The following is a 21,179-nucleotide window of genomic DNA, read 5'->3' on the forward strand; positions in this document are numbered from 1 at the left end:
ACCATGATGATGAAATCGCCGACTGCCAAGCCCGTGTCCGCGACAAGACGGTCCCTGATTGCAGGTCTGTTACTGCTGCCTGCCGTAGCCCTGGCGCAAAAGGCCGGATCGAAACCCGTGATCCAGGTGTGGAAAACGCCGGGTTGCGGCTGCTGCAAGGATTGGCTTGCCCACTTGCGGGACAACGGGTTCGACGTGGTTGCACATGACGTCGAGGAAACGGTGGAAGCCAGGCGAAAGGCTGGCATGCCAGAGCGCTATGCCTCTTGTCACACGGGCATCGTGCAGGACTATGCGCTGGAAGGCCATGTTCCGGCACGCGAAATCAAGCGTCTGCTGCAGGAGCGCCCGAAAGCGATCGGGCTGGCGGTCCCCAGCATGCCGCTCGGCGCCCCTGGCATGGATGGGCCGGCATACGGTAATCGGCGCATGCCATACAACGTCCTGCTGATCGGATTGGACGGACAGGCCACCGTGTTCCGCGCATACAGCTGATGGGGTGTGACCGTCTCCTTGGCACCCGCAATCGTGCCACCGGTCAGAGCGTTTTGGCGATGGCTTCAATCGGCTTGATACCTGCGCCGAACCGGGCCATGGTTTCCCGGTGCTCGGTGAGGCTGGTGTAGGGCACATATCGGATGCCAAGTTCCGATACGCGGCTGAAGGCGGGGCGTGCAAGTTGAGCGCGCACGTCGGCCTCTCGTCCATCCGGCGCAACCAGGAACAGGTGTTTCTTCGCCGGCTGTTCTGTGCCCAGGGCTAAATCAAGCAGTCGCACGATGCCTGAGTAGATCGAAGTGGTGTGTTCGACCTCGAAGGCGGCTTCCACCTCCAGCGAAGCAGCGTTCAGCCAAACGACGTCGATAAGGGGCACGGTGTCGGCACCCGCTACCAACAGCGAGTTCGGCAACGTTGCCAGGCAGCCATCGCTGAGCACGCCGCCGTTGTAAGGGCGGCTACGGTCGTTGGTTGCCACCCATACTGCGAAGCCCAGTGCCTTGCCGAGATCGCGCAACCAGCCTTGCACCTCTGTATGGGAGGCATCGTCGGTTCGTCCCGCCTGAAGTTGTTTGGCGAAGGAGGCCGCTTCCTCGCGCGCCTTGGCCAGATTGCTCTCCCACTCAGCGATCGTGGCAGCATCGCCTTCTCGCGGCGGCGCCGGATAGCGCTCCATTCCGATATCGAACAGCAGTCCGGCAACTGCGCCCAAATCGTTGGACAGGAGGTCGCGGTAGCGACCATTCAGGGACAGCACACCCTCGCGCATGGCCAGGTAGTGGTCCCATTTCCCGAGCTTGACGCGAGAACCCGTCAGCGCGTTGTATCCGTTGACGATCGCGGTGTTGAAGGGAACCGCCAGCGTCGGGTGAATGAAGTACAGCAGGTTGGCGACGGCCGGGCCCAGCCCCTTGATGCCGTGTTGGTTCAACTGCTGAATCGCTTGAACCAGTTCTTGTTCGGTGTCGCAGCAATTGCACGTATGCAGCAGCCTGGCGAACGCTCGCTGATGATCGGCATTCTCATAGATGTCCGGGATGCGCAGTTTGGGCTTCCAGAGGAAGGCATGGTCCGCCCCCTTGAAGATCTGGCGCTGCTCTGCAATCGAGGAGACCACGGTTTCGAGGGGGGACCCGCGATAGGCGTTGCCGAATGTCCCAGCTTGAATCTCATTGACGACCGCGCCGATGCCGCGCCGAATGGAGCGGAAGTTCTTGAGGCGCTCCGGCCAGAGAAACCACGTCTGATATGTCCCGTCCCTGTCAGCTTTCCATCGCTCAATGAGCGTTCTTGTCAAATCGGTCATGCACGCCAGTGTTCTTCAAAAGATCGGAGTCTATCTTCTCAAAGAATGCGTTCAATTTGTCGCTCGTATGCGCGTCTTGTTTCGATAACCAGCGTGCTGGTGCCGGGAATGCTGTATGGGCGCAAACTGATTTCGGCGGACACCCTGGAACGTGCACCGCAGGCGTCAGGTGATACCAGTGTGGCTCACTGAGAGCAGGGTCGGTGGCCGTACGGCCAATTGCGAAGGTGTATGTTTTTGAAGTGTACGTTGCCCCTTGAATCCATAGAGGCGCGCTCCACCGCTTGATCCTATGACCTATTTTCTTTTCAAATCAGCACCTTAGATCGGATGTGGCGGATTTTTTACGAATCCCGGCCATCCCTCCCATTGGCCCAGGTGGCGAAGCCGCGCCGCAGCGAGTGGCTGCTGTAGCTACCCGCCTGCGCCAGGCCTGCGTCACGAAACAGCGAACGCAGCAACGGCACGATGCTGCTGGCCTGCAGCCCGTCGTCGGCCATCCGTCCCCAGCGATCGATCCGTCGGAACACGGGGCCGCCGGCCAATCCGGATGCGCCCAGCCAAGCCTCGTAGGCGGCGACCGGACACAAGCGCGACAGGGCCGGTGCCTTGTGGGTGGTGCCCACGTGGTTGCGGTCCGTCTTGGTGCGCGGCAGGAAGATCGTCATGCCCCGGCCGGCCTCGACCGTGATGTGCTCGATCTGCAGCCGGCTCAGTTCGTCGGAGCGGAAGCCCCGCCAGAAGCCGATCAGCACCAGCGCCTTGTTGCGGGCATGAACTTGTAGTGGATGGACGTTTCCCGCGGCCGAGTCTGCCGCAATTTGCGCGTCCAGCCACGCCACCAACTGCTCCAGTTGGGCGAGCTGCAGCGGCTTGGCACGTCGCTCCTGGGCCGGGTGCAGCGCCTGGATGCCCTTCAGAACCTTGCGGACATGTGGCGCTCGGGTGGGGTCCGGAAAGCCCTGCGAGATGTGCCATTGCGCGATCGCAGCCAAACGCTGACGCAGCGTGTTGATGGAAAGCGTCTGCGCGTGCTCGGCCAAATACTGCGCAATGTTGTCGGCGCTGGCCGGCAGGAAGCCTCCCCATTCCCGCTCGAAATGGCGGATGGCAGACTGATAGCTGCGTCGCGTGTGATCGCGGGTTGCGGCTTCCAGGTATCGGTCGATGTCGGCCATGAAGCAGTCGTGGTGGGCTGGATGGCCATATTGTCGCCGCTGCAGCACCGTGATGTGGCACCGGTCAACAGTGACCGTACTCCTTGCCATCAATCCATATTTCTACTACATTGGAAATATGGAAGAAAACGACGTCATCCGATCCCTCGCCGCGCTCGCGCACAGCCTCCGCCTGCAAGTTTTCCGCATGCTGGTGGTGGCTGGGCCCACGGGCATGACTCCAGGTGCGATCGCCGAACAGCTCGACGTGCCGGGTGCGACCTTGTCGTTCCACCTCAAGGAACTGATGAACGCGCACCTGGTGACGCAAGAGCGCGACGGCCGCAACCTGATCTACCGCGCGGCCTACGACCATATGGATGCACTGTTGGGCTTCCTGACCGCCAACTGCTGCCAGGGCGAAGCCTGCCTGGAAGCCGACACCACCGCATGCAAATGCTGACTGGAGATGCCAAATGAAGCGATTTCACGTACACGTTCACGTTGACGATCTTGGCAAGAGCATCGCCTTCTATTCGAAGCTGTTCGCCGCCGAGCCGGCGCGCGTGGAAAGCGACTATGCGAAATGGATGCTGGACGATCCGCGCATCAACTTTGCCATCTCCACGCGCGGCAGCGCCGCCGGAGTGGACCACCTCGGCTTCCAGGTCGATGACGCTGCCGAGTTGGCCGAGTTGAAGGCGCGAGCCGAAGCCGCAGACATGGCGTTGCTGGACGAGGGCGAGACCACCTGCTGCTACGCCCGTAGCGACAAGCACTGGATCACCGACCCGCAGGGCATCGCGTGGGAGCACTTCCATTCGCTCGGCAACATCCCGGTATTCAGCGAAGGCAAGAAGGAAGAAGTTGCTACTGAAGGCTCCGCCTGCTGCGCTCCGCGTGCGCCGGGTGGAAAGCCGATTGGGATTGCGGTGAAGTCGGGTTCGTCCTGCTGCTAGGAGCCCCTCCATGGCCGACAAGACCTACAACGTGCTGTTCATCTGCACCGGCAATTCCGCGCGCTCGATCCTGGCCGAGGGTCTGTTGAACCACCTCGGTGGCGACCGATTCAAGGCCTTCTCCGCAGGTAGCCACCCCGCCGGTGCGGTGAACCCGTTTGCGCTGCATGCCCTGCAGCAGTTCGGTATCCCGACGGACGGGTTCCGTAGCAAGAGCTGGGACGAGTTCTCGCAAGACGGCGCGCCCGAACTGGACTTCGTTTTCACCGTCTGCGACAAGGCAGCCGGCGAGGTGTGTCCGGTATGGCCGGGCCAGCCCATGACCGCCCATTGGGGTGTGGTTGATCCTGCAGCGGTGGAGGGTTCCGACGAGCGCAAGCAGCAGGCCATCCGCGATGCAGCCATCACCCTGAAGCGCCGCATCGAGCTGTTCCTGTCGTTGCCAATTCCAAAGCTCGATACCGTTGCCTTACAGAAGGCTGTGCGCGACATCGGCCAGCAATAACCCGATTTCTTCCCATGACTACAAACGTCCTTATCCTCTGCACCCACAACTCCGCACGCAGCGTGCTGAGTGAAGGCATGCTCAACCACTGGGCACAAAAGCTCGGCAAAGACGTGCGCGCCTACAGCGCCGGTAGCGCGCCGAGCGGCCGCCTCAACCCGTTTGCATTGGAAGCCCTCACCAACGCCGGCATCGACACCGCCGGTTATCGCAGCAAGAGCTGGGACGAGTTCGTCGCTGACGGTGCGCCACAGATGCGCGTCGTCATCACCGTGTGCGACAGCGCCGCCGCCGAGCAATGTCCCTACTGGCCGGGCAGCCCGGTCAAGGTGCATTGGGGCTATGCCGACCCATCCAACGCTCCAGGCGGCGACGAGGGTAAGCGACAAGCGTTTGAGGTGACGCGCCAAGCCATCGGCTACCGCATGCTACAACTGCTGGCGTTGCCACTCGATACGCTCTCCAACGCCGAGTTGCAAGCGCAGCTCGAACGCATCTCGCAAGACTGAACGCCATGGTGGATCTGCGCAGCCGGCTTGCCGCCGAAGCATTGGGCACGGCGCTACTGCTCGCCATTGTCATCGGGTCCGGCATCATGGCCGAGCGCCTGGCGGGCGGCAACGTCGCGGTGGCACTGCTGGCCAACACAGCTGCCACGGTCGGCGGCCTCTACATCCTGATCGAGGTGTTCGGGCCGATCAGCGGCGCGCACTTCAATCCGGCTGTCCGTGCGGTCATGGCGGCACGCGCAGAACTGCCCGGTTCGGCGCTCGCTCCCTACATCGCGGCACAGCTTGTGGGGGCGGTACTGGGTGCATGGCTGGCGCACGCCATGTTCGACATGACGATCCTGCAGTTCTCGACCAAGGTGCGCAGCGGACCGGGGCAATGGATTGCCGAGGCGGTGGCGACCGCGGGGCTGCTGCTGGTGATTCTGCGTGCGCCGAACGGTCGTGCCTCTTCCATGGTGGCGGCCTACATCGGTGCGGCCTACTGGTTTACGGCCTCTACGTCGTTCGCCAACCCGGCGGCCGCGTTCGGACGCATGTTCAGCAACAGTTTCGCCGGCATTGCCCCAAGCAGCGTACCGGGTTTTGTGCTGGCCGAATGCGCTGGCGCGGTGCTCGGATTGATGCTGCACCGGATGCTGGAGCCGCGTCTGGCGCGTCGCGGGCATCCCAACGTCATCGAGTCCTCCGGCGAACACCCGGCGGATTGACTTCTCCAATGAGCACACCTGACTTTCGCCCTGCACGCCCTGAGGACTATCCAGCCATTCGCGCGCTGCTCATTGAGGAAGGGCTGCCGAGCGAGGATGTTGCGGTCGGGCAAGTCAGCCGCTTCCACCTGGCTGTGCAGGATGGAGAGCTTTTGGCTTGTGCAGGGTTGGAGCTATACGGGTCGGATGCGCTGCTCCGATCGGTCGCCGTCGCCAAATGCGCCCGCCAGAACGGTCTTGGCCGCGCCCTCGTGGGAATCGCCGAGCGCGATGCCTTTGCCATTGGCGTAAGCCGCCTCTTTCTGCTGACGACGACAGCAGCAGGCTACTTCACCGCGCTGGGGTACGAGCGCTTCGACCGGCGCTTGGCGCCTGGCTCGCTTCAATCCAGCTCGCAATTCAGCTTGCTGTGTCCGGCGTCCGCCACGTGTATGACAAAGAACCTGCTGTAATCGCGGGAAAATGCCCGTTTGTGTCGCGACGACCTCAAGGGAGCGGATAGACTCGTGGCGCGGCCATACGGTATGGGCGCGACCAGCGCGGCTCAAGCGACCGCGGTTCTCGGCCTCGCTATGGCAGGATCGATCCACCCGACACAGAGCCAATCGCTGTGACTGCACCCACTCGCACCACCTTGAGCCAGATACCCGCAGGGATTTGGATGCTTGGCTTTGTCAGCCTGCTGATGGACATTTCGTCGGAAATCATTCACAGCCTGCTGCCTGTCTTCATGGTGACCGCACTCGGCGCGAGTGCCTTCTATGTTGGCCTCATCGAGGGTGTCGCCGAGGCGACTGCGTTGATCGTCAAGGTGTTTTCGGGCGCATTGAGCGACTACCTCGGCAAGCGTAAAGGGATCGCGGTGCTGGGCTATGCCCTTGGGGCGCTGTCTAAGCCGTTCTTCGCGCTGGCGCCAGGGGTGGGAGTCGTGCTGGCGGCGCGTCTGGCCGACCGGATCGGCAAGGGCATTCGGGGCGCACCCCGTGACGCGCTGGTCGCAGACATTGCGCCACCGCATCTCCGAGGGGCAGCCTTCGGGTTGCGGCAGTCTTTGGATACTGTGGGCGCCTTTCTCGGCCCCCTGATCGCCATTGGCCTGATGTTTTTGTGGGCGAACGATTTCAGGGCTGTTTTCTGGGTGGCCGTCATCCCGGGCATTCTCTCGGTGTTGCTCCTTCTGGTCGGCGTGCGGGAACCGGATACCCACATCGGCGCCAAGCGGACCAACCCGATCAAGTGGGCGAACCTTGTCCGGCTTGGACGTCCATACTGGCAAGTGGTCGCAATTGGAGCGCTGTTCACGCTGGCGCGCTTTAGCGAAGCGTTTCTGGTGCTGCGCTCCCAGCAGGTCGGCCTGCCGCTATACCTGGCGCCGCTGGTGTTGGTCGCGATGAACGTCGTCTATTCGCTCTCGGCCTATCCGTTTGGCAAGCTGTCCGATCGCCTACGTCACACCACGCTGCTGGCGTGGGGCCTTGGGGTCCTGATTCTCGCCGACCTGGTGCTAGCAGTAAGCGCGCATTGGGCCGCCACGCTTGCCGGTGTGGCAGTGTGGGGCCTTCACATGGGCATGACGCAGGGGCTGCTCGCCACCATGGTCGCCGACACCGCCCCAGAGGATTTGCGCGGTACTGCTTTCGGCTTCTTCAACCTGGCCAGCGGCCTAGCGCTGCTGGTGGCCAGCGCCTTGGCTGGCCTGCTGTGGGACCAGCTCGGGGCCGCTTTCACCTTCTATGCCGGCGCTGCCTTCTGTGTGGCCACCATCGCGTTGATCATCCTTGCGCGGTATGGCGCGCGGAGGCTGTCGTCGGGCGAGACGGCAGGTGCCGGGCGTATGCGCCGGTGACGGCAGCTCACTTGAGGCTGTACGAGTCCGACGCGCTTCGGCCGGACCCCTGGTTCGCGGTAGGCTGACGCTTATGCCTTGTTCGATGCAGACCGCACGTTGTAGGCGATCATGCCGGCAATGATCAACAGAATCGCCACCTGGGCCAGCACGGTCTGCACAGAGGGGTAAATTCCCAGCACGTCGATGCGCGGCATCGAAATCGGCGTGATGTGCAGGAAGCCGACCTTCTGCAGCGCTGCGACCCCTTTGCCGATCAGCACTACCGCCAGGACAGCGACCAGAGCCGAACTGAAGGCAAAGAACTGGCGGATCGGCAGGCGTGCCGAGGATCGCAGTAGAACAACGGCGATGGCTGCCAGGATGGCGATCCCCGAGCCCAAGCCGGCCAGCAGGTAGATGCCGTTGCCTTCGCTCCACAGTGCGGCGTAGAACAGCACTGTCTCGAACACCTCGCGGTACACCGTCACGAACGACAGCACGAACAGCATGATCGCCGAGCGCTTGTTCAGCGCCGACGACAGCTTCTGCTTCACGTAGGCCTGCCAGCGACCGGCCAGGCTCTTCTGGTGCATCCACATCCCCACGCCAAGCAGGACCACGGCCGCAAAGATCGCCGAGAAACCTTCGGTCATCTCGCGGCTGGCGCCGCTCAAGTCCACCAGATAGGTGGCGACGGCCCACGTCAGCCCACCGGCGGCCAGTGCAACAATCCAGCCGGCATGGACGTACGGAAGCACGTCCGTGCGCTCCGCTTTCTTCAGGAACGCCATCATGGCGACCACGACGAGCAGCGCTTCAAGGCCTTCGCGCAGCAGGATCGTCAAGGCGCCCAGGAAGGTCGACAGCGGATCGTTAGTGCCGCCCAGCGCGTCCTGGGCTTCGGTCAACATGGTCTGCAGACGCTGAGCGATTTCCTGCACTTGCCCTGCCTGTCCGGTTGTGATGGCGTTGCGGTACAGCCCCATCGTCTTTTCGATGTCCTGGAACAGCGCCTGGTTCTTGGCGGCCAAGGCGGGCTCAACCGGCTCGAAGCCGTCGAGGTAGGCGGAAAGCGCAAGGCGCGAGGCGGTCGCTTTGTCACCTTGGTCGAAGGCGGCCACGCTTTCCTTCAGCTTGTCCTTGGCAATCGCGAGACTGTCAGCGGTGGACGCGCTCAGCACGTCCGGAGCGCTTCTGAGGTAAGCGGTCAATTGCCGCGCAGCATCCGGGCTGGTCGACTTAGCCAGCGACGCCTCGGGCGTCTGGCTGAGTTTGGCGAGCGTGGGCACCGCGCCATGCAACTCAGGGCGGGACGCCCACAACTTGGCGCCGGCTTGCCGATCCGCATCGGAATACGACAGGGTCGACGCAAAATAGGCGAGCGCCCAGCGATCGTCGTCGGTGAGCTGCGCGAAGCTCGGCATCGAGGTGCCCTCGACACCGCGCGTGATGATCTGCTGGAGCGCGAAGACGCTGCGCTCCTGAGCCCGTTGATGATCGGCCAGGGCAATGGGCGGCGGACTCAGTTTGGCGGCCAGAACGCCATCGGCGTGTCCGGAGCTACCGTGGCAGGACGCACACTGATTTTGATACAGCGTGGCCCCACGCTTGAGGTCGGGCACCTTGCTGGGCGCCATTGGCACCGGATAGGCTGCCAGCAAGCTATCCGCGAGCTTGTGCGCCTGCTCACCGACTGCGGCTGGCGCGGCTTTGTCGGCGATTTGCGAGCGCAATGCCCCGGCATCCTTGAGCAGTGCTTGCGTGCCGGGCCCCGCCGGCAACTCTGCAATCTGGCGCTCCGCCGCATGCGCAAATTCCTGCATTTCGGCGTACTCGTCGGCATTGGCGACCTGCCCGTCCTTGACGGAGCGGCCGTAATCGACCGCCAGATAATCAAGCAACTGCCAGACCTGCTTGGTCTTGTCTTGCGTCGACAGCGTGTCGGCGTACGCGCTTGAGACCGATGCCAGAAGGTAGAACAGGAGGAGAGAAACGACGCGCTGCAGCTGCATGAAAAACCTTCCGGCGAAGCGGGAGAGATTGCCTTAAATGAGAATGATTGTAATTCATGTTTCGCAGCAAAAGCCATCCACGTCCTCCCTGCAGCCGTGCAGGCGGTTCCTGAGAGATGATCGGCGCGAAGAATCGGGACGATGACCTGTGGGCTGCGTATCAGCCTTGACGGGTGACGTCAGCGTCGCACCCGTAACTCGCGTCGGACAACCCTTGCAGGATCCCGCACGCTTCAGCGGCCCGGCCATCGGAGCAGCTTTCGCGCAACGCGTACAGATGGCGCTTCAAGGCCGCAAGCGCCTCGATGCGCCGCTCGACCTCATGGATATGCTTGTCCAGGAGGGTGTTCACCGCACCGCAATCCTCGCGCGGTTGCTCGCGGTAGCGCAGCAGAGCCCGCACGTCGCTCAGCGGCATGTCCAGCGACCGGCAGTGGAGGATGAACTGCAGCCGTTCAATGTGCCGCTCGCCATACAGCCGGAAATTTCCTGAGCTGCGCTCAGGCGGCGGCAGCAGGCCTTCGCGCTCGTAGTAGCGGATGGTTTGAACCGGGCACGCCGTGCGCTTGGCCAGTTCACCGATCTGAATCGTCATGATGTTGGGCAGGAGTCTCTTGACTCTATAGTAACTATAGAGTGTGTACTTAAGCCCAATCCAATTCAAGCGACAAGGAGTTGCCGTGAGCGAATGCGGCCCGAAGGGATGCGATTGCGCTGCTGTCAACGTGGCGCCTCCGGCCCCCGATGCAACTGGCGTCGATTTGAAGCGCTCGCGCTACCGGATCGACAACATGGATTGCCCAACCGAGGAAGCGCTCATTCGCAACAAGCTGGCGACGTTGCCTGGGGTGGTGAAGCTTGAGTTCAATCTGGTACAGCGTTCGCTGACCGTCAATCACCGGCTGCCGTCCCCGGCCTCAATCGAACAGGCGTTGTCGGCCATTGGCATGCAAGCCGTGCGCGCGGAAGAGACGCGTTCCGCGCAAAGCACGGTCCTGACCATCCGGCAGATGGACTGTCCCACTGAGGAAGCACTGATTCGGGGCAAGCTGGCGGGCGTGCCGGGTGTGGCCGGTCTTGATTTCAACCTCGTTCAGCGCACGCTGGCGGTCCGTCACGCTGCGCACACGTTGCCCCAAGTATTGGCCGCCATCCAATCGCTTGGCTTCGATGCCGAGGTCCGCGACACCTCCGCTGCCGCACCCGCTTCTGTGCCGGATGCCGCGCCCACCAAATGGTGGCCGCTTGCCATTTCCGGGGCGAACGCCGTACTGGCGGAGGTCGTCTATTGGCTCAACGGTGGCAATCACTGGGTGGTGGTGGTCCTGGCATTAGCCGCGATCCTGACCGGCGGGCTCACCACCTACAAGAAAGGCTGGATCGCGCTCAAGAACCGCAACCTGAACATGAGTGCCCTCATGTCGATTGCGGTGACGGGCGCGATGGTGATCGGCCACTGGCCGGAAGCAGCGATGGTGATGGTCTTGTTCGCGCTGGCCGAAGTCGTCGAAGCCCGGTCGCTGGATCGTGCGCGTGACGCGATCCGTGGTTTGATGGATCTCGCGCCCGAGACCGCCATGGTTCAGCGCAGCGATGGGAGCTGGGGCGACGTCGATGCCAAGACCGTTGCCGTCGGCAGCCGGGTGCGGGTCAAGCCGGGCGAGCGCATCGCGCTCGATGGCGAGGTGCTGCAGGGGCGCTCCTCCGTGAACCAGGCACCGATTACGGGCGAGAGCCTGCCGGTCGAGAAGGCGGAAGGCGACCCGGTGTTCGCCGGCACCATCAACGAGTCCGGATCGTTCGAGTACCGCGTCACCGCGGCGGCAAGCGACTCTACGCTGGCACGCATCATCCACGCAGTGGAGGCTGCTCAAGGCAGTCGCGCACCCACGCAGCGTTTCGTTGATCAGTTCGCCCGGCTGTACACCCCCATCGTCTTCGCCGTCGCGCTGGCGGTGGCCATCTTGCCGCCGCTCCTGTTCGGTGCCGCCTGGCTGGATTGGATCTACAAGGCCCTCGTACTGCTGGTGATCGCGTGTCCCTGCGCCCTCGTGATTTCGACGCCGGTGAGCATCGTGAGCGGCCTGGCCGCCGCCGCGCGACGCGGCATCCTGATCAAGGGCGGGGTCTATCTCGAAGAGGGGCGCAAGCTGAAATGGTTGGCGCTCGACAAGACCGGCACCATCACACACGGCAAGCCGGCGCTCACCGATGTCATGGCCTGGAACGGCACAGACCCCTCGGCCGCCGAGAGGCTTGCCGCCAGCCTGGCGATTCGCTCCGACCACCCCGTCTCTCAGGCGGTGGCCCGCGCAGCGCAGGACAAAGGTCTCACCCCAGGCGAGGTCGCCGATTTCGCGGCCATGCCTGGGCGCGGCGTCCGGGGCCATATCGACGGTGCGCTCTATCACTTGGGCAATCATCGCCTGGTTGAGGAACTCGGGGTGTGCTCGCCGGCATTGGAAACCAACCTTGCCACCCTCGAAACCCAGGGCAAAACCGTCGTGATGCTGATCGGCCCGGACGGCGTACGCGCGCTGTTCGGCGTGGCCGACACCATCAAGGACAGCAGTCGCCAGGCGATCAAGGACCTGCACGCGCTGGGCATCAAAACCGTGATGCTCAGTGGTGACAACCCGCACACCGCGGAGGCGATCGCGCAGCAAGTGGGTATCGACAAAGCTCGGGGCAACCTGCTACCGGAAGACAAGCAGCGCGAAATCGAGCAGCTATCGGCACAGGGAACCATCGGCATGGTCGGCGATGGCATCAACGACGCGCCGGCGCTGGCACGGGCCGATATCGGTTTCGCGATGGGGGCCGCCGGGACGGACACGGCGATCGAAACGGCCGACGTCGCGCTGATGGACGACGATCTGCGCAAGCTCCCGGCCTTTGTACGGCTATCCCGGTCCACGGCGGGAGTTCTGAAGCAGAACATTGCGCTGGCGCTCGGCATCAAGGTGGTGTTCCTGGTGCTGACCTTTACCGGCCAGGCCACCATGTGGATGGCGGTGTTTGCCGACATGGGGGCCAGCCTGCTGGTGGTCGGCAACGGGCTGAGGTTGCTGCGCAAATGAATTGGAAGTTCCTGTTGTACGACTGGGGCGGCTGGAATGTCGCGCTGTTCCAGGCCATCAATTCCGGGACGCCGGGCGCGCTGGACCCGTGGGCGTGGCTTTTTAGTCTGGTTGGGAGCTATTGGACCGCGCCGCTCATGCTGCTGGGCCTGTGGTGGTGGTCCACGTCTGCATCGAATCCGACTCGCGCATGCGCTGTGCGGCACCGTCTGGTCACGTTCGGCGTGGCCTTTGCGCTCGCCTTGCTGGCCGCTTCCGCGTTGAAGTGGGGGCTGGATTTCCCGCGGCCGCCCGCAGTGCTTGGCACTCTCGTGCACGTCATCGGCGTAGCGGAACTGCGCTACAGCCTGCCCAGCGGACACGCGACCTACGCGGCACTGGTTGTGGGCGCACTCTGGCCCTTGATGGGACGTCGAGGCCATCTCGCCTTGGTGTGCTACGCCGCTCTCGTCGGGTGGTCACGCATTGCGGCGGGGATGCATTTTCCGGCGGATGTACTTGCGGGCTGGACCCTCGGGGCTGGCTGCGTCGTTGTCGCTGGCCACCTGGTGCCGTTGCTTGCTGCAACATGGAGGAACCGTGGCACACCGAACGCGGTCTGGTATGGCGTTGCGGCGTGTTGCTTCATGGCCGATCAAGCTGCCAAGTTCGCCATCACGCGGATGTTTGCCTATGGTGAGCGGGTTGAGATCACGTCAACGTTCAACCTCGTGTACGTGCGCAATCCTGGCGCGGCCTTCAGTTTCCTCGCCAATGAGGCCGGCTGGCAGCGCTACCTTTTTATTGGCTTGGGCCTGGCTGTCTCAGCGTGGTTGGCCCACACGTTGCGCAAGCGGTTGTCTCGTATGGAAGCTTTGGCGTACAGCTTGATCCTTGGCGGTGCAGCGGGAAATCTCACAGACCGCGTCTGGCGTGGTCAGGTCGTGGACTTTCTGGACCTGCATTGGATGCAACTCCACTGGCCGGCATTCAACCTTGCTGATATGGCTATCTCCGCGGGCGCGGCATCGCTGATGCTGGCAGTGTTGACGCAACGGCATGGCATTACGGCGAAAACCCTGTCCGGCTGATTGCAGCCATACCTTGCGGCGGCACACGACCGATGGGCCGTGCGCCGCCGACGGCTTACTTGCTCCGCAGGTCCACCACGGTCGGCTGGCCATCGACCATGTCAAAGACCGCCAACACTGATTGGCCTTCCTTGAAGTTTTTCAGCGACGCCTTGTCCTTCACGGCAAACGTCATCGTCATCGCGCCCATGCCGAGGTTGTCGATGGCGCCGTGCTTGAGCGTGACCTTGCCGGTGTCGAGGTGGATCTTGCGGATCTCCGCAGCCACGGGCTTGGGTGACTGCTTGGCATGGCCGGCCGGCTTCATGTCCATGCCATCCATGGATTCGGCCGCAAATGCCGCTGGCGCTGCAGTGAGTGCAAGCAGGATCGCAAAGGTCTTGATGTGCTTCATGGTGATTCCTCTTGATGTGAGGGGTGGGTGGGAAGTGGTGATGATTTCGTCTGCCGCCGACGGATCAGCAGATACACGGCTGGGACGACGAACAGGGACAGTAAGGGCGCAGTGACCATGCCGCCGACCATCGGGGCGGCAATGCGCTGCATGATCTCGGACCCGGTGCCGTGCGCCCACATGATCGGGATCAGGCCGGCCAGGATGACGGCGACCGTCATGGCCTTCGGGCGGACCCGTAGCACGGCGCCTTCCTGGATGGCTTCCAGCAGCGCTGGTATCGTGTTCTGGCCCGCCTCCTGCCGCTCCGTCCACGCCTGCTTGAGGTAGAGCAGCATGATCACGCCGAACTCGGCCGCCACGCCGGCCAGTGCGATGAAGCCGACGACCCCGGCCACCGACAAGTTGTAGCCCAGCAGATAGAGCAGCCAGAAACCGCCGATCAGCGCGAGCGGCAGCGTGCCCATGATGAGCAGCGCCTCGTCGATCCGGCCGAACACCAGGTACAGCAGCACGAAGATGATCAGCAAAGTGAACGGCACGACGACCTTCAGTTTGGCGCTGGCGCGCTCCAGGTACTCGAACTGGCCCGACCAGCTCAGCGCATAGCCCGCCGGCATCGGCACCGCTTTGGCGACCGCCGCTTGCATGTCTTTCACTGCGGAACGCAAATCGCGCCCACGGATGTCCACGTACACCCAGCCCGACAGCCGGGCGTTCTCGCTGCGCAACATCGGCGGGCCTTGCACCACCTGGATACGGGCCACGTCGGCCAGCGTGATCTGCTGGCCGCGGTCGGTGACGATCGGCAGGCTCCGCAACTGCTCGACCGAGTCGCGGTAGTCCCGTGGGTAACGGACGTTGATGGGGAACCGGGCCAGACCATCCACGACTTCACCCACGTTGTCTCCCCCCACGGCTGATGACACGATGCTTTGCACGTCCTCGATATTGAGGCCGTATCGCCCCGCGGCCATCCGATCGATATCGACGTCAATGTAGCGCCCGCCGGACAGGCGTTCGGCCAGCGCGGACGTGACTCCGGGTACGGTCTTGACGGCCTCCTCGATCCGAGTGGTCAGCCGGTCGATTTCCTTCAAGTCCGTGCCCGCCACCTTGATGCCGACCGGACTCTTGATGCCGGTGGCGAGCATGTCGATGCGGTTGCGGATCGGCGGCACCCAGATGTTGGACAGGCCCGGTACCTTGACCACGCGGTCAAGTTCCTCCACCAGCTTGTCGGTGGTCATGCCGGGCCGCCACTGCTCGCGCGGCTTGAACTGGATGGTGGTCTCGAACATCTCGATGGGGGCCGGATCGGTGGCGGTGTCGGCGCGGCCTGCCTTGCCGAACACACTGGCGACCTCAGGGACGGTCTTGATGAGGCGGTCGGTTTGCTGCAATAGCTGGGCCGCCTTGCCGGCGGAGAGCCCCGGCAGCGCCGATGGCATGTACAGCAGGTCGCCTTCATCCAGCGGCGGCATGAATTCGCCTCCGATCCGCATCACCGGCCAGGCGGTTGCGATCAGCAGGACGGCGGCGATCCCGACGGTGGCTTTGGGGTAGGCGAGCACCTTGGCCAGCATCGGCTGGTAGAGGCGGATCAGCCAGCGGCTGAGCGGGTTGGACTGCTCCGTGGGAATCCGTCCCCGGATCATGTAACCCATCAGGACCGGCACGAGCGTGACCGACAGACCAGCCGCTGCTGCCATCGAGTAGGTCTTGGTAAATGCCAGCGGCGAGAACAGCCGGCCTTCCTGCGCCTCCAGCGTGAACACCGGAATGAATGACAGCGTGATGATCAGCAGTGAGAAGAACAGCGCCGGCCCGACCTCGGCTGCCGATTCGCCGATCACACTCCAGCGCTCGTGGCCTTCGAGCTCGCGGTTCGGATTTTCCTCATGCCAGCGTTCCAGGTGCTTGTGCGCGTTCTCGATCATGACCACGGCGGCGTCGACCATGGCACCGACGGCGATGGCGATGCCGCCTAACGACATGATGTTGGCATTGACGCCCTGGTAGCGCATCACCAGGAAGGCCGCCAGCACGCCCAGCGGCAGCGAGACGATGGCCACTAGCGCCGAGCGCAGATGGAACAGGAACACCAGACACACCAATGCGACGACGATGAATTCCTCGATCAGCTTGTGCGTCAGGTTCTCCACCGCGCGGTTGATCAGCGCGGAACGGTCGTAGGTCGGCACGATCTCGACACCGGCTGGCAGGCTCTTCTGCAGCGTGGCGAGCTTAGCCTTGACCGCTTCGATGGTTTCCAGTGCGTTCTTGCCGGAGCGCATCACGATGACGCCGCCAGCGACCTCACCCTGGCCGTTGAGATCGGCAATGCCACGCCGCATCTCCGGCCCGAGCTGGAGGGTGGCGACATCGCCCAGGCGAACGGCGATGCCTGCGTCGTTCGTCGTCAGTGGAATCTGCCGGAAGTCGTCGAGCGTCTTCAGGTAGCCGCTGGCGCGGACCATGTATTCCGCCTCGCCCAACTCCAGCACCGAGCCGCCAGTCTCCTGGTTGGCTCCCTTGAGCGCCGCCAGCACCTTGGCTTGGGACAGGTTGTAGGCGCGTAATCGATCCGGCATCAGGACGACCTGGAACTGCTTCACCATCCCGCCGAGCGACGCCACCTCGGCCACATTGGGCAGCGACTTGAGTTCGAAGCGCAGGAACCAGTCCTGCAGCGCGCGCAGCTGGCTGAGATCGTGCTGGCCGGTCTTGTCCACCAGCGCGTACTCGTAAATCCAGCCCACGCCGGTCGCGTCCGGGCCCAGCGCGGGCTTGGCGGCGGCCGGCAGGCGGGATTGCACCTGGTTCAGGTATTCCAGCACCCGTGAGCGTGCCCAATACAGGTCGGTCCCATCCTCGAACAGCACGTAGACAAACGAGTCACCAAAGAACGAGTAGCCGCGCACCGTCTTGGCACCCGGCACCGACAGCATGGTGGTGGTCAGTGGATAGGTGACCTGGTTCTCCACGATCTGCGGCGCCTGGCCGGGGAACGGTGTGCGGATGATGACTTGCACGTCCGACAGGTCGGGCAAGGCATCGAGCGGCGTGCTACGCACGGCCCACAATCCCCACGCAGTCAGCATCAGCGTCGCCAGCAGGATCAGGAAGCGGTTGCGGATCGACGCCAGAATCAGCCGGGCGATCATGGCTTGCCTCCCTGATCCGCGCCGGCGGGCGCGACCGAGGAGAGGACTGCCATGCCGTCCTTATCCAGGTGGAAGCGGAATCGCACCCGGTCACCCGCCTTCAGTCCCTTCGGTAGCCCGGCGGACGGCGCCGCGAAATCCATCGTCATGGCACCCCACTGAATCGAGGGGATCGGACCATGCGAGATTGTCAGGCCTTCACCCGTGACGGCCTCGATGCGACCGACGCCTTCGTGTTCGGTGGTGGCCGCCGCGGGCTCAGATGCCGCGGCCGGCGCCGCCATGCGCTCGGTGGTGCCGCGCAGACTGGCCTCCGAATCGATCAGGAACTGGCCGGAGGTGACTACCTTCTGGCCAGCCTTGAGGCCCGCCAGGACTTCGACCATGCCGCCGGCCTCGCGCCCGGTCTTGATCTCGGTGGCCACAAAGCCCGACTGACCTCCGTCCACCATGACAATGCTGCGCTGACCGGTACGGATGACGGCCTCCAACGGGATGGTCAGCACGTCCTGGTGCTCGCCGCTGTCGAAGCGGACCGTGGCAAACATGCCCGGCAACAGGTGCCGGCCCTTGTTGGGCAGGACGATGCGCACCTTGATGGTCCGCGTCGCCGGGTTGACGTCGGGCAACACGGTGTCGACCTTGCCGACCAGCGGCTCGACTGCCCCGGTCGGTGTCACCTTGACCGCGAGGCCAGGCGAGATGATGCGAGCTTGGCCTTCCGGTACCTCGGCAATGACCCAGACCTGGCTCAGGTCGGCCAAGCGGAATAGCGTCATGCCGGGGGAGACGGTCATCCCGTCTCGCACCGCAACCTCAGTCACGATGCCATCGATGGGGCTTGCGATGCCCACGCTGGGCTGCAGCCGGCCGGATGCCTCGACCGCGCTGACCTGACCCGGCGTCATGCCGGCCTGCAGCATGCGCGCCTTGGCCGCACCGGCGAGATCGGCCTGACCGTGTGCCGACTGGCGCAACACGGCCAGATACTCTTCCTGGGCCGCCACCCAGTCCGGCGAATACAGCGTCACCAGTGCCTGCCCCCGCCGCACGGGGTCAAGCGTCGCCCTGACCGCGACGTGCTGGACGAAGGCATTCGTGCGCGCCTGGATCACCTGCACGCTGCGCTCGTCGATGGCGATATTGCCGGGCGCCTCCAGCACCGCGCTCAACCGGCCGGCTTTGACTTCGGTCGTGCGGATGCCGAGGTTTTGCGCAACACGGCTATCGACCGCGATGCCGCTACCTCCGTCCCCCTCGGCATAGACGGGCACCAACTGCATGTCCATGAAGGGGGATTTGCCCGGCTTGTCGAAACGCTGCCCGGGCACCATGGGGTCGTGCCAGTACAGTACCTTCTTGCCGGTCTGGGGATCGACGTCGCCGGCCTTGAGGCCGGATGCCGAGCTGGCCGGCATCGACGATGGTGCCAACCGGGCACCCTGCGTGACGCCGACCCGGTAGGCGCCATAGATGGCGGTCCCGATAAGAACGAGCCCCACAGCCGTTGCAATGACCAGTTTTTTCATTTGCGTTCCTTGATGGCGGACTCGGTCTGCGCGGTGGGCAGCGGAACCAGGAAGGTCAGATCGGCCCACAGCTTGGCCGTCTTGGCTTCCAGCGCGAGCCGTTCCAATTCCGTATCGATGGCGCGGTGATTGGCCTCGGCCACGGCCAGCAGCGATCCGGTATTGGCGCGGTAGGCTGTCAGGGCCGCCTCCGCCTGCGTGCTGGCGAGCGGCAAGGTCTTCTCGTCATAGCGCTTGAGCCGTTCGAGATTGCGCTGCAGCTCGGCCAGCTTGGCGCCGACCATGGCCTGGGTGTCGCGCCGGAGGATTTCGGACTTGGCACGTGCCGCCTGGGCCTGGGCCAGCCTGGCCGCGACTTCGCGGTCCTGCCGGTTGCCCTGGTCCCAAGGCAGCGGAAAGCTGACGTTCACGGAGCCCATGTTCGAGAACGCGGAGCCGCGCTGGCTGACCATCAGCTCGACCGTGATATCTGGCTTCTTTGCTTGCGCAGCGGCCCGGATCTCGCTCTCTGCCAGACCCACCTCGCGTTGCGCGGCGGCGACCTCAGGCACGGTATCCAACTCACCGCGCGCCAACCGCTCGACCGGCAGGGGAACGTCCAGGCGCGGCGGCTCGGAGAGCGGGCGGGTGGCGGCCGGACCGATCCAGCGCTCTAGCGCGACGGCGCTGGCCGCCACGGCGGCGCGGTTTTCGTCCAGGCGGTCCTGCAGCTTCTGGATTTCCAGTTCCATCGCCAGCACGTCGGCGCGCGTGCCCCGTCCGCTGCGATACGCGGCGGTCGCCGCCTGCAACGCAAGTTCAAGTGGGTGTCCATGGTGGCCCAGCAAGGTCCCCGTCTGCTCGGCATACCAGCGGTCCAGCCATGCGCTGACGGCGTTGCGCTGCACGTTGGCCATGCTGACCGCGCGCTGCGCTTCGGCAGCGTCGGCTTCCGCTTCGAAGCGTGCCACCTTGGCGCGGCGTTTGTCCGGGCGTGTGAATTCCTGCATCACGCTGATGGAGCGCATGGTCATGAAATCCCGGCTGACCGAAAACTGGTCGGGGCCATTGACCGGCACGTTGTTGATGCCGAGCTTGAGCACGGGGTCCGGCAATTGGCCGGCGGCGACCGCCATTTGGGTCGCGGCGTCGATGGTCCCGCGCGAGGATTCGGCGTCGCCGGCATGCGCGGTGGCGAGCGCGACGGTTTCCTCAACGGAAAGCGTAGGGACAGATTGCGAGGTCGCGGCATGCGACATCGCGATGCCGAAGGCAGGCGCGCAAAGCAACGCCAGCGTCAGGCGACGTGGAAAAAGCATAAAGCCTCCAAGAACGACGACAGCTACCCCAATCTAGAGAGGGCAGCACCGGGTGACGTCGGTCTGGAGGCTACGTTTGGAAACTGCAGTAAAGAACGGCCAGCGGTGGTGGCGGCGCGCGCGCTGCCACTTGTGTGCGCAGCACCGTGCGGATATTGGCAAACGCCACGGGGGCCGGTTCGATGACGCCGGTGAGCACCGGCAAGAACACCGGCAGTTGCGGTGCGACATGATCAGCGCTCTTGGAGTCAGCCTGGCAGTGGGCCAAGCACAGCGCGCCGTTGTCCTTGTCCTGGCTGCTGCCCTGATCGGTCCCATTGGCCATGTCGGCGCACGATTCGGTCAGGGCGGCCTTCATGTTGTTGCTGCCCACTTGGTATCGGCTGCCGGCACAGGCGTACGCCGCCGCTGCCAGTTGGACTGACAGGAAGACCAGCAGGAGAAAGCCAGCGAAGAAAGAATGCCGGCGCAGCGTGTGACGCAAGGGTTAATTGCCGTGGAAACTTTGTCGGAAGCATACCTTTTTTCATGCGCAATGTAACTTCGCCGGATACCCGCGCCGCGATCGGACAAAAGAACGAGCGCGCCGTCCTTGACCTTCCCACGTGGGCAGGGTCTACCGTGAAGCCGTGAAGATTTGGGTACGCGTCGCTCCCGTGGCACATGCCACGGACACGTGATGCCGAAGCTTCGATGCACGCAGGAATCGAGGAGCACACCATGAATATCGGACAGGCCGCGAGCGTATCCGGGGTCTCGGCCAAAATGATCCGCTACTACGAAAGCATTGGCCTGGTGGCGTCGGCTGCCCGGAGCGCGGGCAACTACCGGACGTATGGAGACAACGACATCCACGCCCTGCGCTTCATTGGGCGGGCGCGGGCATTGGGCTTCTCCATGGAGCAGATTCGAGAATTGCTCGGGCTGTGGGAAAACAAGCGGCGCGCGAGTGCAACGGTGAAGGCGATTGCGTTGCAGCGCATTCAAGAGCTGGACGCTCGGATTGCCGCGCTTACCGGCGTGCGCGACACCCTGATGTATCTCGCCCAGCACTGTGACGGCGACGATCGCCCCGCCTGCCCGATTTTGGACGCGATCAGCAGCGCCGTCCCAGAGAGGCAGCCTGTGGCACATGCCACGCGGCATTGAGGCACCGC

Annotated in this window: 20 protein-coding genes; 11 read left to right on the plus strand and 9 right to left on the minus strand. The window is 63.9% G+C overall.

The genetic code is table 11. The features are described 5' to 3' along the window. Positions 1 to 6 precede the first annotated feature (6 nt). Positions 7 to 495: a DUF411 domain-containing protein gene (locus C404_RS55710; RefSeq protein ID WP_021197391.1), complete on the plus strand. Its 489-nt coding sequence runs from the start codon at positions 7 to 9 to the stop codon at positions 493 to 495. 43 nt (positions 496 to 538) lie between these two features. Here C404_RS55710 and C404_RS55715 read toward each other — a convergent pair whose 3' ends face one another. Both C404_RS55715 and C404_RS55720 read right to left on the minus strand, forming a co-directional pair. Continuing rightward, positions 539 to 1,804 carry a hypothetical protein gene (locus C404_RS55715; protein ID WP_009241683.1) on the minus strand — a complete coding sequence of 422 codons (1,266 nt, stop codon included), beginning with the start codon at positions 1,802 to 1,804 and terminating at the stop codon, positions 539 to 541. 344 nt (positions 1,805 to 2,148) lie between these two features. After that, a complete protein-coding gene (locus C404_RS55720; protein WP_009241682.1) occupies positions 2,149 to 2,982 on the minus strand; it encodes a recombinase in 834 nt (277 codons plus the stop codon). A gap of 118 nt (positions 2,983 to 3,100) precedes the next feature. On the opposite strand from C404_RS55720, the gene C404_RS55725 reads away from it, so the two are divergent. The 7 genes from C404_RS55725 to C404_RS55755 all read left to right on the plus strand — a co-directional run bounded on the left by C404_RS55725 (position 3,101) and on the right by C404_RS55755 (position 7,490). After that, on the plus strand, positions 3,101 to 3,424 hold the full coding sequence (locus C404_RS55725) for an ArsR/SmtB family transcription factor (protein WP_009277705.1): 324 nt from the start codon (positions 3,101 to 3,103) through the stop codon (positions 3,422 to 3,424). Positions 3,425 to 3,437: 13 nt separating this feature from the next. Beyond that, complete coding sequence (locus C404_RS55730; protein ID WP_009241680.1) at positions 3,438 to 3,920, plus strand: ArsI/CadI family heavy metal resistance metalloenzyme; 483 nt, start codon at positions 3,438 to 3,440, stop codon at positions 3,918 to 3,920. 10 nt (positions 3,921 to 3,930) lie between these two features. Then, positions 3,931 to 4,425, plus strand: coding sequence for an arsenate reductase ArsC (locus C404_RS55735; RefSeq protein ID WP_009241679.1), 495 nt, complete (start codon positions 3,931 to 3,933; stop codon positions 4,423 to 4,425). Positions 4,426 to 4,439: 14 nt separating this feature from the next. Further along, entirely contained in the window at positions 4,440 to 4,934 is a 495-nt protein-coding gene (locus tag C404_RS55740) for an arsenate reductase ArsC (RefSeq protein ID WP_009241678.1), read from the plus strand. Positions 4,935 to 4,939: 5 nt separating this feature from the next. Beyond that, on the plus strand, positions 4,940 to 5,644 hold the full coding sequence (locus C404_RS55745) for an aquaporin (RefSeq protein ID WP_009241677.1): 705 nt from the start codon (positions 4,940 to 4,942) through the stop codon (positions 5,642 to 5,644). 8 nt (positions 5,645 to 5,652) lie between these two features. Next, entirely contained in the window at positions 5,653 to 6,096 is a 444-nt protein-coding gene (gene arsN2 / locus C404_RS55750; RefSeq protein ID WP_009241676.1) for an arsenic resistance N-acetyltransferase ArsN2, read from the plus strand. 209 nt (positions 6,097 to 6,305) lie between these two features. Then, on the plus strand, positions 6,306 to 7,490 hold the full coding sequence (locus C404_RS55755; protein WP_009241675.1) for an MFS transporter: 1,185 nt from the start codon (positions 6,306 to 6,308) through the stop codon (positions 7,488 to 7,490). A gap of 71 nt (positions 7,491 to 7,561) precedes the next feature. Here C404_RS55755 and C404_RS55760 read toward each other — a convergent pair whose 3' ends face one another. Then, positions 7,562 to 9,484, minus strand: coding sequence for a cytochrome c/FTR1 family iron permease (locus C404_RS55760; RefSeq protein ID WP_009241674.1), 1,923 nt, complete (start codon positions 9,482 to 9,484; stop codon positions 7,562 to 7,564). A gap of 160 nt (positions 9,485 to 9,644) precedes the next feature. Beyond that, positions 9,645 to 10,079 carry a Cd(II)/Pb(II)-responsive transcriptional regulator gene (gene cadR / locus C404_RS55765; protein WP_009241673.1) on the minus strand — a complete coding sequence of 145 codons (435 nt, stop codon included), beginning with the start codon at positions 10,077 to 10,079 and terminating at the stop codon, positions 9,645 to 9,647. A gap of 85 nt (positions 10,080 to 10,164) precedes the next feature. Here cadR and C404_RS55770 point away from each other — a divergent pair, with 85 nt between their 5' ends. Together C404_RS55770 and lspA are read left to right on the plus strand one after the other, a co-directional pair. Beyond that, positions 10,165 to 12,564: a heavy metal translocating P-type ATPase gene (locus C404_RS55770; RefSeq protein ID WP_009241672.1), complete on the plus strand. Its 2,400-nt coding sequence runs from the start codon at positions 10,165 to 10,167 to the stop codon at positions 12,562 to 12,564. Beyond that, on the plus strand, positions 12,561 to 13,634 hold the full coding sequence (gene lspA, locus C404_RS55775; protein ID WP_009241671.1) for a signal peptidase II: 1,074 nt from the start codon (positions 12,561 to 12,563) through the stop codon (positions 13,632 to 13,634). The genes C404_RS55770 and lspA overlap by 4 nt, the downstream gene beginning before the upstream one ends. Positions 13,635 to 13,689: 55 nt before the next feature. On the opposite strand, the gene C404_RS55780 is transcribed toward lspA, so the two are convergent. From C404_RS55780 to C404_RS55800, 5 genes are all read right to left on the minus strand, one after another. Then, a complete protein-coding gene (locus C404_RS55780; protein ID WP_009241670.1) occupies positions 13,690 to 14,028 on the minus strand; it encodes a copper-binding protein in 339 nt (112 codons plus the stop codon). Next, on the minus strand, positions 14,025 to 17,195 hold the full coding sequence (locus tag C404_RS55785) for an efflux RND transporter permease subunit (RefSeq protein WP_009241669.1): 3,171 nt from the start codon (positions 17,193 to 17,195) through the stop codon (positions 14,025 to 14,027). Before C404_RS55785 ends, C404_RS55780 begins: the two co-directional genes overlap by 4 nt. Further along, complete coding sequence (locus tag C404_RS55790) at positions 17,192 to 18,724, minus strand: efflux RND transporter periplasmic adaptor subunit (RefSeq protein ID WP_009241668.1); 1,533 nt, start codon at positions 18,722 to 18,724, stop codon at positions 17,192 to 17,194. The genes C404_RS55785 and C404_RS55790 overlap by 4 nt, the downstream gene beginning before the upstream one ends. Further along, positions 18,721 to 20,022 (minus strand): TolC family protein, encoded by a 1,302-nt coding sequence (locus C404_RS55795; protein WP_009241667.1) that lies wholly within the window; start codon positions 20,020 to 20,022, stop codon positions 18,721 to 18,723. Before C404_RS55795 ends, C404_RS55790 begins: the two co-directional genes overlap by 4 nt. A 70-nt stretch (positions 20,023 to 20,092) precedes the next feature. Further along, positions 20,093 to 20,506: a hypothetical protein gene (locus C404_RS55800; RefSeq protein WP_009277706.1), complete on the minus strand. Its 414-nt coding sequence runs from the start codon at positions 20,504 to 20,506 to the stop codon at positions 20,093 to 20,095. Positions 20,507 to 20,742: 236 nt separating this feature from the next. On the opposite strand from C404_RS55800, the gene cueR reads away from it, so the two are divergent. Then, a complete protein-coding gene (gene cueR, locus C404_RS55805; protein WP_009241665.1) occupies positions 20,743 to 21,171 on the plus strand; it encodes a Cu(I)-responsive transcriptional regulator in 429 nt (142 codons plus the stop codon). Positions 21,172 to 21,179 lie beyond the last annotated feature (8 nt).

It is taken from the genome of Ralstonia sp. AU12-08 (genome assembly GCF_000442475.1).
GTDB classification, from domain to species: Bacteria; Pseudomonadota; Gammaproteobacteria; order Burkholderiales; family Burkholderiaceae; genus Ralstonia; species Ralstonia insidiosa.

What these genes read in the sequence shown, in the direction of transcription:
- C404_RS55755 (WP_009241675.1), top strand. Translation starts at nt 6,306, where the DNA reads ATGCTTGGCTTTGTCAGCCTGCTGATGGACATTTCGTCGGAAATCATT.
- C404_RS55760 (WP_009241674.1), bottom strand. Translation starts at nt 9,484, where the DNA reads ATGCAGCTGCAGCGCGTCGTTTCTCTCCTCCTGTTCTACCTTCTGGCA.
- C404_RS55785 (WP_009241669.1), bottom strand. Translation starts at nt 17,195, where the DNA reads ATGATCGCCCGGCTGATTCTGGCGTCGATCCGCAACCGCTTCCTGATC.
- C404_RS55725 (WP_009277705.1), top strand. Translation starts at nt 3,101, where the DNA reads ATGGAAGAAAACGACGTCATCCGATCCCTCGCCGCGCTCGCGCACAGC.
- C404_RS55780 (WP_009241670.1), bottom strand. Translation starts at nt 14,028, where the DNA reads ATGAAGCACATCAAGACCTTTGCGATCCTGCTTGCACTCACTGCAGCG.
- lspA (WP_009241671.1), top strand. Translation starts at nt 12,561, where the DNA reads ATGAATTGGAAGTTCCTGTTGTACGACTGGGGCGGCTGGAATGTCGCG.
- C404_RS55715 (WP_009241683.1), bottom strand. Translation starts at nt 1,804, where the DNA reads ATGACCGATTTGACAAGAACGCTCATTGAGCGATGGAAAGCTGACAGG.
- arsN2 (WP_009241676.1), top strand. Translation starts at nt 5,653, where the DNA reads ATGAGCACACCTGACTTTCGCCCTGCACGCCCTGAGGACTATCCAGCC.
- C404_RS55720 (WP_009241682.1), bottom strand. Translation starts at nt 2,982, where the DNA reads ATGGCCGACATCGACCGATACCTGGAAGCCGCAACCCGCGATCACACG.
- C404_RS55735 (WP_009241679.1), top strand. Translation starts at nt 3,931, where the DNA reads ATGGCCGACAAGACCTACAACGTGCTGTTCATCTGCACCGGCAATTCC.
- cueR (WP_009241665.1), top strand. Translation starts at nt 20,743, where the DNA reads ATGAATATCGGACAGGCCGCGAGCGTATCCGGGGTCTCGGCCAAAATG.
- C404_RS55795 (WP_009241667.1), bottom strand. Translation starts at nt 20,022, where the DNA reads ATGCTTTTTCCACGTCGCCTGACGCTGGCGTTGCTTTGCGCGCCTGCC.
- C404_RS55745 (WP_009241677.1), top strand. Translation starts at nt 4,940, where the DNA reads ATGGTGGATCTGCGCAGCCGGCTTGCCGCCGAAGCATTGGGCACGGCG.
- cadR (WP_009241673.1), bottom strand. Translation starts at nt 10,079, where the DNA reads ATGACGATTCAGATCGGTGAACTGGCCAAGCGCACGGCGTGCCCGGTT.
- C404_RS55730 (WP_009241680.1), top strand. Translation starts at nt 3,438, where the DNA reads ATGAAGCGATTTCACGTACACGTTCACGTTGACGATCTTGGCAAGAGC.
- C404_RS55710 (WP_021197391.1), top strand. Translation starts at nt 7, where the DNA reads ATGATGAAATCGCCGACTGCCAAGCCCGTGTCCGCGACAAGACGGTCC.
- C404_RS55740 (WP_009241678.1), top strand. Translation starts at nt 4,440, where the DNA reads ATGACTACAAACGTCCTTATCCTCTGCACCCACAACTCCGCACGCAGC.
- C404_RS55790 (WP_009241668.1), bottom strand. Translation starts at nt 18,724, where the DNA reads ATGAAAAAACTGGTCATTGCAACGGCTGTGGGGCTCGTTCTTATCGGG.